Source organism: Nostoc sp. UCD121, from assembly GCF_014222285.1.
In the GTDB taxonomy this organism is placed as follows: domain Bacteria; phylum Cyanobacteriota; class Cyanobacteriia; order Cyanobacteriales; family Nostocaceae; genus Nostoc.
The window spans coordinates 1-12459 of sequence record NZ_JACKZS010000080.1; the positions used below are offsets into that span (position 1 = coordinate 1).

The 12459-nt window shown below is 41.4% G+C and carries 9 protein-coding genes; 1 reads left to right on the top strand and 8 read right to left on the bottom strand.

All coding sequences use genetic code 11. From position 1 onward, the window contains the following. The 5 genes from GNF10_RS38645 to GNF10_RS17985 form a co-directional block, all read right to left on the bottom strand. On the bottom strand, positions 1–2750 hold a 2750-nt coding region (locus GNF10_RS38645), incomplete at its 3' end, for an Hpt domain-containing protein (protein WP_260446310.1). 189 nt (positions 2751–2939) lie between these two features. After that, positions 2940–5888 (bottom strand): methyl-accepting chemotaxis protein, encoded by a 2949-nt coding sequence (locus GNF10_RS17970; RefSeq protein ID WP_260445811.1) that lies wholly within the window; start codon positions 5886–5888, stop codon positions 2940–2942. After that, on the bottom strand, positions 5885–6415 hold the full coding sequence (locus tag GNF10_RS17975; protein WP_163927234.1) for a chemotaxis protein CheW: 531 nt from the start codon (positions 6413–6415) through the stop codon (positions 5885–5887). Before GNF10_RS17975 ends, GNF10_RS17970 begins: the two co-directional genes overlap by 4 nt. Positions 6416–6428: 13 nt before the next feature. After that, positions 6429–6794 (bottom strand): response regulator transcription factor, encoded by a 366-nt coding sequence (locus tag GNF10_RS17980; protein ID WP_069073698.1) that lies wholly within the window; start codon positions 6792–6794, stop codon positions 6429–6431. Positions 6795–7007: 213 nt separating this feature from the next. Then, positions 7008–8204, bottom strand: coding sequence for a response regulator (locus GNF10_RS17985; protein WP_185581268.1), 1197 nt, complete (start codon positions 8202–8204; stop codon positions 7008–7010). Positions 8205–8613: 409 nt separating this feature from the next. Between GNF10_RS17985 and hmpF the strand changes: the two genes are divergently transcribed. Then, entirely contained in the window at positions 8614–10374 is a 1761-nt protein-coding gene (gene hmpF / locus GNF10_RS17990; protein ID WP_185581269.1) for a pilus motility taxis protein HmpF, read from the top strand. A gap of 60 nt (positions 10375–10434) precedes the next feature. Here the strand turns inward: hmpF and tilS are convergent, their stop codons facing one another. The 3 genes from tilS to GNF10_RS18005 all read right to left on the bottom strand — a co-directional run bounded on the left by tilS (position 10435) and on the right by GNF10_RS18005 (position 12450). Further along, positions 10435–11421 (bottom strand): tRNA lysidine(34) synthetase TilS, encoded by a 987-nt coding sequence (gene tilS / locus GNF10_RS17995; RefSeq protein ID WP_185581270.1) that lies wholly within the window; start codon positions 11419–11421, stop codon positions 10435–10437. A 75-nt stretch (positions 11422–11496) separates the two neighbouring features. Beyond that, positions 11497–11850, bottom strand: coding sequence for a KGK domain-containing protein (locus GNF10_RS18000; RefSeq protein ID WP_185581271.1), 354 nt, complete (start codon positions 11848–11850; stop codon positions 11497–11499). Between the two features lie 291 nt (positions 11851–12141). Next, positions 12142–12450, bottom strand: coding sequence for a KGK domain-containing protein (locus tag GNF10_RS18005; RefSeq protein WP_114083796.1), 309 nt, complete (start codon positions 12448–12450; stop codon positions 12142–12144). Positions 12451–12459: the final 9 nt, after the last annotated feature.

Consider the following 12459-nt stretch of genomic DNA (forward strand, 5'->3'; position numbering starts at 1 on the left):
AGTTCATCCACAGTATTCTCTGTGGTTTCCATCTGAATATAGGTTGAGTCCGTAGCTACATCTTCAAATAGCAGTTGTGAATTTTCATCGAAAGAGCCAAACAAATCATCTGCTTGTGCTTGGGCTGAATCTAAAGTTCCTGTAAGAGATAGTTCATCCACAGTATTCTCTGTGGTTTCCATCTGAATATAGGTTGAGTCCGTAGCTACATCTTCAAATAGCAGTTGCGGATTTTCATCGAAAGAACCGAATGAATCAAGTTCCAGATCAACAGCAGATATTTCAGGGGGCTGATGAGTAAATTCTGGAGCAAAATCTAAAGCTTCTGGTTGTTGCGGTCTGAGAGTTTCTTCCCCTAGATGCTGCGTGAAAAAAGGCGTTTCCGGCGTGGAGGTATTGCTGATTACCGAGGAAATAGTTGAGTCACTCTGTGCTAATTCATCAAATAAATCATTTTCAGAATCTGATGAGAATATCAAATCTAGCTGCTCTTCGTGCTGGAAATTGGTATCCAATTCTTCCAAGCCAAAACTATCTCTGTCAGAAGGTATGGGCTGCTGACTGTCGGTAAAAATATCATCAGTCGTAGCAAACAAACTCTCCTCTAATGCTCTTTCTACATTCTGCTCAATTAAGGAATTGAAATCGTCCTGTTCCTCTGTGATTTCCTGATTCCAGAAGCTACTCAGATCATTTTCTGATTGAGAGAATTCAGGTGTTGTTACTGTAGATATGTCAAACAAATCAACTATTTCTGATTCACTTGTAGGCAGTAGTGTCTCTTCTTCCATTTCAGCGAACAGATTATCTGAAGAGAAGCCTGTTTCCTGGGGTAATTCTATATAGTCACTAGGGGTAATTTCTTCTACCCAATTTGCATTTCTATTTTCTGAGAATAAGTTATCAAAACTATTTGGTTGATTGGTCGAGAGTTCCACACTGGCGAATGCCTCAGTTTCTGGTTGAGTCACTTCGTCTTTAGGCAATATTTCTTTATCATCATCTAGTCCTAGTGTCAACAAATCTTCAACTACATCGTTTTTGTTAACACCAGCAAGCTGGTTTGTCTCACTAGGAATATCAATAAATTCTTGTAAATCTTCGGAAGAAGAGTCTAAATTTATATCAAGTACGTTAATAGAACTTAACTCTGGAATCGTAGCAGATGTTTGTTGATGTTGCGGTTCTGAATTCTCTTTTTCTAAGAAATTGTCGCCAAATAACAGGGATAAATCTTCCGTCGTGGCTGTAGTTGCGACTTGATCCAAGGAGAGTAAATCAGATAAATCGCTATGAGCATCCTCAGCGTCAGTGTTACTAAAATCAATACCAAAATCATCGCTGGCAACAATATCTAAAGTTTCTTCTTGATGCCAACTTTCATCTAGTTCGGGAGTCTCACCTGCAAATAAATCGGCAAGGGTATTTAACTCAGCTATTCCTACCTCTGGCCCATTAGGGTCAAGATTGTTACTGATTGGATGTGCTTCGTCATGTGTGGTGAAAGAAAAACTAGTGTGAGTTGCAGCGTTAAGTGGTGTCCCTTGTTGAACATAGGGGCGGGGGCGTTCGTCAGAGACATTGGCGTAGCCAGACGCTCGCGGACTCACTAATGCTGTACTATCGCTAGTATCCTTATCTAGATCAAGTTCCTCGGTTGTTTGGGCTAGGTCTAACTGCTCGGTGTTAGCCTCAAAAATTGCCTCTGACGTAGTTGATGATTCTGTCAAAGCCGCAGACTGTTCATCAAATAAATCAGGAGTAACTTCTAACAGATCAATTTCTGCCAAGCTCAAAAGTGCTTCTAGTTGCTGACTAATTGCAATTTCGGCTTCTCTACCTTGCAGGACTAATTCTTGAGCTTGCTTGATTTCGGTAATGACAATTTTAGCTAAAGTCAGATAACTATTTTCAGGATTGCCGATCGCACTGGCTGCTGCTTTACATAAACCACACCACTTGGACAAATTCCAAGTCTCACCAAGTTTGACTAACTGGTAACAGCATTGTTGAAGGTTTTGCCGAGTTGAGGGTGTTGTAGTTTGCTTAAACAGTTGCAACATTTCTCGCAGTGTTTGCAGCACTTGGGCTTGAAACTCGCCCCAATTATTATGTTCTTTAGTGGTGACTGGCGATCGCGCAGCATTAGCGTCTCGTACCTGCTGAGGTGCTACTGAGACAGATATTTCTGGAGATTCCTGATGGGTGTCTTCTGCCAAGCTAGGAATATCCCGCCGCAGGAAAAGTTCTGTAAGTGTGGAGACATTCTCTACAGAGGTTGTGTGTAGTTCTGTTGCGTCAGGATTGCTAGATACCCCACTTTTTCCTTGTTGTACAAGTAGTTCTAGATGTTCATATAGCCATTGAAAGACTGGCTCCGTTTCTGACATCAAAGTATTCGCTGCATCTTCAGAAAGACCGTAAGGCCCGCTCAAATGCTCTAACAGCGATTTCAGGGTATCAGATACACCAAGAAATAAAGACTCTAACTTTTGGTCAATCTGAACCGGATTATCTTTAAGAACTTTAAAACAATCTTCCAGACGGTGGGAGGTATGCTGGATGCTAGTCAATCCAAGCATCGCCGCTCCTCCTTTGATGGAGTGAGCCGCCCGGAAGACTTCACTGATCATTTCCGGGTCGTTCAAGGTACCTTCTAGATTCAGTAACCCCTGCTCAATGGTATTCAGGTGATCCCTGGCTTCTTCGATAAAGTAACCCAAAATCCGCTGTTGTTGTTCCGGCAGCATAGCAAAAGTTATGAGTTATGAGTTGTTAGTTGTTAGTTGTGAGTTATGAGTTATGAGTTGTGAGTTATGAATTATGAGTTATGAGTTGTAATTTTTATTGCTAACTTTTTACTCCTAACTCTTAACTTTATTTCAAGTAGTGAGTTGTGATTTTTAGTTCTAACTCCTCACTCCTAACTCCTAACTTTTTTATCTGGTTTCCATCGTTTCCACTCGGAAACGTTCAACGGAGGCGATCAAGTCACGGGATACACCTACTAAGTGTTGTAGGGCACCTGAAACTCGCTGTGCTTCCTGGGAAGTTTCTTGTGCAGTTAGTTCTACTGATTGCATTACATGAGCGACAGCGCGGGAGGTTTCAGTCTGTTCCACAGTGTCGCTAGTAATAGATCGCACAAGAATATCAATACGATTCGCTACTTGAATAATATTTTCGAGCGATCGCTTGGCTTCTTCTGCCAATTTTGTCCCTTTAATTACTTGTTGTGTGCCTTCTTCCATCGCGGTCATTACAGAGCCTGTTTCGCTTTGGATTTGCATCACAATTTGTTCAATTTCCTTGAGGGATTTGGCAGATTTATCTGCTAACTGGCGCACTTCGTCTGCTACAATCGCAAACCCGCGTCCAGCTTCTCCCGCTCTTGCCGCCTCAATACTAGCATTGAGTGCTAATAAGTTGGTTCTGGAAGCAATCTGCGAAATCAACGCCACAATTTTCGAAATTTCTTGAGAAGATTCCGCCAACCGCTTCACTTTGCGAGTGGTTTCGGCAACGGTTTCTCGAATTTCCAAAATCCCTGCGACGGTATTTTCTACCGCTTCACCACCTTGGAGAGCGATCGTACTAGCATCACGAGCAACGGTTTCAGCTTCCCGCGCTGCCTCTGCGACTCGCTGAATCGAGTCGGTCATTACCTGTACAGAATTCAGTGTTACTGCTAACTCTTCTGCTTGACGCAAAGCATCACTAGATAAGGCTCTAGCAAAGGTTTCAGAGTTGGTTGCACCTTTTGTTACATCCTTCGCTGCCACTTTTACCTGTTGCACAATATCTCGCAGGTTTTGAATTGTCAGGTTAAAAGCATCGGCTACGGCTCCTAGTACGTCGGCTGTCACTTCAGCTTGGACTGTTAAATCGCCTCTAGCAGCTCCTTCCACATCATCCAAAAGGCGAATCACCTGACGTTGCAGGTTTTCCTTGGCTTCCTCTTGTTCATCGGCTTTCCGTTGGGCTTCACTTGTCGTTGTGAAAATTACCCGCGCCATTTCATTAAAGCCAGTGGATAAATGCCCCAATTCATCTTCAGAAAACACTGTGGCTTGAGCATTCAAATTTCCTTGGCGTACAGCCTCAAACTGAGCTTGCAGATCATTGGTTGTGCGCCGAATTTGTTTGAGTGCAAGATTTCCCATGAAGCCTGCGGTGGTAAAACCGGCAATCCCGGCTGCTAGGGACATTGCCCAACCTGTGTTTCGTACTGATTCACGTTGTTGGGCTGGTGAAAATGTGGTGGCGACAAAGCTAACTGTGGCTACAACTAGCGCTGAGACAATGCCCACACTTCCAGCAATCAACCATTGTTTCCGTTCTATGGAAGCATTTTCTAATGGTGCTAACCAGCCTTGCTCGACGCTAACGTTGGGTTCTAGTTTCGAGACATCTGTTTGGCTAAAGACTGGCACTCCTTCATGTGAACCAGTCATCGAAAATAGTTCCTCTTCGCGATCGGCTGCATTGCTTCCAGAAGTATCCGTGCTTTGACGTACACTGCCACTAGTTCCTGCTGGAGCAGAATACATTGCTGCATCACCGAAGTTAGAATCTTCTTCGATCAGGTCAAACCCTGGAATGTTTCCTAAATCGTCAAATTCCTCAAAGTCATCTAAAAAGTCAATATTGCTCTTAGAATTTTCTCCATTCAGTATATTGCTTGAATCTTCATAAGAACTTAAACCATCTGAGCCAAAGGCAGACTCAAATGCTTCCATATCAAAATTTTCATCATCAAAGCTATTTTTGCTGATGATTTCACTTGATTTCATCTGCTTTTCTTTCAGAGGGATATCGCTCTTAAAAGATGAATAATTATCAGATGATTCTGGTTGAAACTCTTGCTCTGCTTCCAAATCTTGTGACTTCAACCAATCATGTGCTTCGGTTTCAGGCAAATCATATCTACTATTGTTATTTGTAGTTGTCGAACTATTTATAGGTTGTTCTTCAACAAGAATAAGTAAAGTCTCGTCTCCAAAATTAGATTTATTATATTCTAAATTACCAATCCTAGAATCTGAAGACTTTGGCTCACTCAACAAATCAGAGAAATTATTTTCGCTACTACTAGTTTGGGAATTAAAAGATGAGGAATTATTATTGTCAATAGCTGAATTTCCACCATCGAGATTTATCTCATTCTCTGAAAACTGACTATTTACTAATGATTCTTCATGGCCTTCTTCTGAAATATCTTCCTGCCAAAAAGCAGGCAAATCTAATTCTGCTTTTTCCTCATAACTACTGCTATTTAAATTTTGTTCCTCTGATTCTTCATCCAAAGCAAAAGGGTCGTCACCAAAAGCTATAGAAGAATCTGATATTTTTCCCATTCCAATACTATCTTCTGTGGGGATGTCAAATGGACTATTTGAAGATAGTTCTGTAACCCCATCCACAGTTTCTTGATGCTCTCCAAAAAAGTTCAAATCAAGGTTATTACTGTCAAACTCCTCACTAGCGCCCAAATCTTCTAATTCTGGTTCGCTATATGCCAGTGGATCGGACATCTCTGAGGAATTTATCTGCTCTTGACTTCCTGATGTATCAATCTGTCCACCGAATGACTGTAAATATTGATTGATATTCTCAATTCCATTATTGGCAAAACCAATAATTTCTTGTTCGTTAGTCAAGCTTAATACCTGTTGATATTCTTCTTTTGCGACATCGTACTGTTGCAAAACATAGTAGATGTGACCCCTTAACAAATGAGTGTTGGGGTCATTTGGTAGATTTTGCACCACTTGATCAACTAAAGTGGCGGCAACCTCATAATTCCTTTGAACATAGGCGGTCATCGCCTGTTGATATGTTGGTTCGTAATTATCAATACTTGCTGCCATTTCCTCCTCCAATTTCATCCTGCCCACCTAGCACTCCGTACAATTGCCATTTGATCGAGCAGTCGTAGACACTGGTTGTTTTTAGCACTTAGTAGCCACTCTCCACGTAGAAAGGGAACCATCGTATCTGGAACACCAGTTGGTGGCATAAGATTCTGGACATCCAACCAGTCCATACCACCGATTTCCTCTACTGCTAAACCCACTATTGTGTCTTGCTCCTCGATGGCAATCACCGAAATTTCCGCTCTATCCGTGTTTAATGCACTTGCTTCCCCCAGAAATTGACCCAAATCAGCCACCCAAATAACTCGACCTCGTAAATTTAGAGTACCCAAAAGTAAAGGAGAAGCATTAGGAATCGGGGTGATTCTATCAGGACTTAGTTCAATTACCTCCCGGATGCCAGTTGCTTGTAGTGCAAACTCCTGATGCGAGGGAATGTAAAATCTCAAATGTAACTCACCTTCAGGACTTTCCACTTGTAATTCTGGTCGGAAGTGGTCTTGACCGCTACCACTTAAAAAGTCCGGTTTGCTGACCATATTGCTTTTATCCTTATCCTCGCAGCAGTTGTTTGACTGTTCCTACCAACTCGGTTGGTTGAAACGGTTTGGCTATGTAGGCATCTGCACCCTGTTTCATACCCCAGTAGCGATCAAATTCTTCGCCTTTAGAAGAACACATCACCACTGGGACATTTTGGGTTTTGGGATCGGATTTTAACCGCCGACAAACTTCGTAGCCATTCATCCGGGGCATGACAATATCTAACACCACTAAATCGGGAGGTGCTATTTGGATTGCCTCCAATGCTTCTAATCCATCACTGGCATGGGTAACTGTTAGGCCAGTTGCTTTTAGGAGGTCTGTAATCATCTCCCTTTGCGCGATACTGTCTTCCACAATCAGAACTGTACTCATAAATGTCTATTTACCTCCTGATGTAGACGTTCCTATTTGGAACATTCCCTGATTCCTCCGCAATTATTAACTGTATAAATTAATTGTATGTTCTCACTATTTTCCTGGATATTGAGGTTTCACTGAGTTAGCTGACTCTGTGATAACATCTTTTAACTGATCTTTTAATAGATCAACAAGTTATGTTTTCCCCCAGCCCTTACTCCCTATTCCTTACTCCCCATTTTCATAGAATTCTATTTTGAGATATTTCTCTACAATCATGAGTAATTCAGTGTCTGTAAATGGTTTTGTTAAATAATCTGTTGCCCCGACCATACTAGCTTTGACTCGATCAATAAATCCATCTTTACCAGTAAGCATGATAATCGGTGTGAGCCGAAATGCTGTGGAATGTCGCAACATGGCGCAAACCTCGTACCCTTCCAATTCCAACATGGCTATATCGCACAAAATTAAATCGGGTTTGAGTTGAAAAACCAGACTCAGTGCTTCTAAGGGATTGGTGAGAGCGATCGCTTCATAGCCTTGTGGTTGTAAGATCGAATTTATAGTCTCACCGATGGCGATCGCATCGTCAATACATACTATCCGCCCCCTGTGTTTTCCCTTCAATTCCCAGTTGTCATTGTGGGTATCTGGTTTAGTTGTGGCTGAATATACTAGTTGGAGCCAACTCTGTTGCACATAAGGATATATTGCCTTGGCAACTGTCAAAATATCTCGGTTGAGATAGCGAGCCAGTTGACGCAAGGATGTTTTACCATCAGCCCAATGTTGTAATTTCTCTACAGTTGCTTCTGGTAGCGATGATTGTAGCTGAACTTTGTCAGATAGCACTGGCAATTGTTCGGGAGACTGAATGTGCGGATAGAGTTCCTTCCACTCTTGCACCTGCTTCGTAATTTTTGTAACAAATGGAGCAATCTCGAAAGTGTTTAATTGTGGGGCAAGTGCCGCACCCTGATGGAAAATGAAGTTCCCTTGGTGTAAACTCAGCAGATCAAAGAGAGTTTCATGCACCAAGCCGTGAATGATACTACCAGCTATCTTGGGGTTGATAATATTCCGCTCCAAAAGTGCCCACAGATAGGCATACTCTGGTGAGTCGGTTGATGGTAGAGAGGCAATCTGTTTGTCGGTGAGTCGCATCTCGACTCGATAATGACGTAAATAATCGTTAATTCTGGATAAATTACTCTCACCTTCTCGGCAATAGATAATTTGACCATTGAGGAAAAAGACGAACCAAGACTGTTGTTTGGGGCGATAAATGTTTGCTCCCTCTCCACTCAGCTTGTTGTTATGGTGAGAGCTATGAGCTTCTACCCATAGTTGCCCAGTTCGCTGTCCCAACGCAATCAATTGCAGGATACTGCAAATATCAATTTCACTTAAATTTCCCTGCATTTACCTAAAAAGTACTCCTTGTAATGCCGTTAAATATTATTTTTGAATTGTGTCCTGCAATTTTTCCATTTTTAGAGCAGGTAGTTTAAGTATTGATTATGGAGTATTGGCAAGATTTTTACCCTTCTCCTTGTTGGCATTAGGGAATAGATTCAACTATAAACCTTAATCTTTCGTAATACACTTTGACAAAGCTAGTGTTAACACGGAAGTCATCATCACTGTCATCAGTACAAAATATAAAGGCGTGACCAAATCGCTTTTATTAATATCAAGGCGTAATATATTGCGTCTATAGTTTTGTCTGTCTTGTTTTCCTAAACATGGGTTCAGGGAGACAAGTTAACAGAATTATTTAAGGTATATCTCAAAACATGAACTTTAAGTGCATCAATAAAGGACTAACGGTGTGCTGTATTTAGCAGAAGTACAAAAACAGAAAGGTGGTTTACTCAGTGGCAGCGGCAAAACTGAATTGAAACTGCTAGCTTGTCAGCGAACTGACCAGAATTGGAGTACTGTGTCGGAAGAAGTGATTGCTGCTGAGGAAGCAAGCAAATTAAATGATGGCGCTTTGGTACTGGTTGAACTGAATCCGAATCGTCAAGTGCAGCGAATTCAAGAAGCAGGGCGGCCACTAGTCAATATTTTGCAGAATTTTTCCCGCCAATTGGAGAAATTTAAGCTCAAGGAAGATGAAATCGATCAGTGGAAACAGTCGTTAACGTTTCAGGCGCAAGAGTTGAATCGCCGTGAAATGGACATGGAAGTACGCTCTGAACAGTTGCAAAACATGGAAGAGGAGTTGCAACAACTAGAGCAGCAAAAACAAGAAGTTGACACATCCCGTCAGGAAATTGAACGGTTACAAACAGAAGTTGAACGCAACCGCCTAGAATTGGAAGGCGCTTGGGAACATTTGCGGGGTGAGCAGCGCCGTCTAGAGGAACGTCAAGCAGATTTTAAACAAGGGACGGTTTTGGATGAAGAGCAAAGTCGGGTAATGAGTGAGTTACTCGATCGCTTATCTAGTCGCGTAGCTCCCACGGAAACAGTCAGGGAACACCTGCATCTGGCTTTTGAATTGGTGGAAAAGCAGCAAGCGACTCTAAACCCGCACTGGCAAAAACTAGAAGAACAAAAAACTGCGATCGCACAGCAGCAAGAAGAAGTGGAGCGATTGTCACAAACATTTAGCGATCGCCAAAATGCATTGCAAGAAGCACAAAATACTCTAGTTCAGCAAACAGCCCAGTTGCAAATAAATACAGCTGACCTGACTAGCAAGCAAGAGTATGCGCGGATAATCAAAGAGCAGTTACGAAATGCTGAAGAGTTATATCAACAAATTCACTCTTTAGCTGCAACGTCTAGTGATGTAGTTCTCGGCCAGCAAGCGAATGTGGAAGCTTTGGATAAAATGCCTTTAGAAGAACTACAAAAGATAGTCCAAGACTTGCAGCATAAACTGGAAATAGATGCTACCTTTGTTCACGATCAAGAACAAGAACTGGAATATAAACAAGAAGCTATAGAAGAACTGCAAAATAAATTAAGCCAAGCATCTGACCAGGATCACATCAATTTGGAACTGGAATTAACAGATGAAAAAGACCTCTATCAGATGCTAAATTCCAGTTTGGTGGGACAACGCCGCAATATGCTACAGCATCAGAAGTTTCTCAAGCAACACCAAGCTGTATTGCTACGGCGACAAGGACATACTGTTGTTGAGGAAGATGAGGGTAATAAAGTTAATTTAGAACCAGTTCTATTACAAATAGAAACCCAGCGACAACAATATTCGCAGGAAATCCAAAAGCTAGAACGTGAAATTGATCAAATCCGTTCTGGTGTTGAGCTAAATCAGGGAATGATTGACAATCAAACCCACGATTTGGATGAAAAGCGCCAAGAACTAAAAGCGCTCGAAGAAAATTTGCTTTCCCTGCGAAGAACAACTGCTGAATGTTGTGGTCGAGTAAATCTTTATCAGGAAGCACTACAACCAATTCAGGATTCTCTTGATGGCTTACGGCAAAAGCTGCAAGGAATTGCAGAATCTTTGGATAAATTCCAGGAAACTGGCGATCATCAAGTCCAAGCGATCGCCCAGTTGCGTCACACTCTCCAAGGTTTAATGCCTCAGCCAGAATTATTAGCATCTTAATAAGTTAGGAGTTAGGAGTGATGAATTAAAGATTTTTAACTCATAACTTTTAACTCCTAACTATTTTAAATAAATCCAGTCACCTTCTACTTGAGCGATCGCACCACCAGGAAATGGATCGGTTTGTGAACGGTTTGGCGCTGTAATTAAAGCCGTTAATTTCTCAATGTGTTCAAAACTCGCTCCATCAGTAAGTATTTGCTGCAACACCTGACGCATCACGCGACGTTGCAGTGCCAATGGTGCTTTCTGTAATACCCGACGATTTAACCGTAAGGGAATAAGGGAATCTTCATCATCCCCAATGCCCAAAGCCTTTTCCCGCAACTGCTGGGCAGCTTTTTCGAGATATTCTACTTCTGCTTGGAGAAGTTCTGCTGTTTGAGCTAAGACTGATTCTACTTGGGGATTGAAATTTTCCCGTAAATATGGTATCAGCTCTTGGCGAATGCGGTTGCGGGCATATTGCAAATCTTGATTGGTGGAATCTTCCCAAATTGGCAATTTAAACTCTTGACAAAATTGCTCTGTTTGTATTCGAGTGACTTCTAAAAGTGGGCGCACTAGCATAATGCCTGTGGTGAGAGGGCGTTGCCAAGTCAGGGCTTGTAAACCATCAGCACCAGTACCCCGAATTAAGTTGTAGAGAAGAGTTTCGGCGCGATCGCTGGCGGTGTGTCCTGTAACTATATACTGATAATTATTTGCTTGGGCGATCGCACTTAAAGCTTGATAGCGCCAATCGCGTGCAGCCGCTTCACTATTTATAGGTTCGTTCGCTGTTTCTAAATAAAAGGATGTACCCCAAGTTTCAGCTAGGTTTTCAACGTGATGAGCATTAGCTTGGGAGTCAGAACGCCAGCGATGATCGCAGTGAGCAATACCTAAATACCATCCCCATTTGGATTGTAAATCTAAAAGTAATTTTATTAAACACAAAGAATCTTGTCCGCCGGAGACAGCGATTAATAGTCGCTGGTTGCGCTCCAACAGGTGGCGCGATCGGATGGTGCGATGTATTTTTGCGTGTAGAGGAGTCCATACCATTTTGGATTTTTTAGCGCCGACGGACACAGATAATTGTCTCTTATATCACGTGCATCGACAATTACGATTTGGGTATTAATTTTCACCTTCCTTGAGTTGCTGACGAAGGTCATCGAGCGGAGAACTTTCTGTATTGATATCTAAGCGATTATTTTCTTGTTTTTCTTCAATTTCAGCTTCATCAGGGCAAAATTCTAGGCGGACTCTAATTTTACCTGTCCGCCATTGTTGACCAGGTATTAAAACATAACATTCAAATCCTTCGTCAAAGACTCTTGAACCTGATGAGGTACAGTGTTTTGCCCAAAATTTTTTTACTTCTTTTAAAAGCTGAAAGACTATTTGAGTGCGGGGTAAATTTTCAAACGCTTCTTGGTGAAAATGCACAACATCTTTTTCAGGATTTAGAGGTTCCCATTCATCATTCATAAATCTTGCTCCTGTAACTAAATCTATAGTTCCCAGGAGAGACAAATTAATTATAAATCCTCATAGTTTTGGGATTTTGCTGGCAGCTACAACTTCTTTAAGAGCTAGTTCTAGTTCGGGGAAATTCGTAGAGATAATTCGGTCATTGCGCGTAAATTTTTGGACTTAGTATCGGTTTTCAAGCAATAGTTAGTTTTTTAACTGGAGTCTGAACCATATTGTTCATCTTCTAAAAAAGGACTTATAACTATTTGTAATTGATAATTTAATTATCAATTACAACAAATAATTTTATTTTTCTACTTGTTTGAGCTTTTGAAAAATCTCATCAAGCGGGGACTCAGATTCATCAGGACAAAATTCTAAAGCAAGTCTAACTTTTCCTTTTTTCCATCCCTGAGTACTAAATTGCAAAACTTCACAATTTAATCCTTGGGTATACAAATTTACTTCGTCTGTTTCTTCCGCTCCAATATATTCCTTAATTGCGGTAATCAAATCACGGACTTTAAAAGTTTTAGCAATATTTAATTTATTAAAGGTGTCTGGTTCTATAGACACAACTTCATCGTGATTAAGTCTCTCAAATCCATCTTCCATAAAAATGTC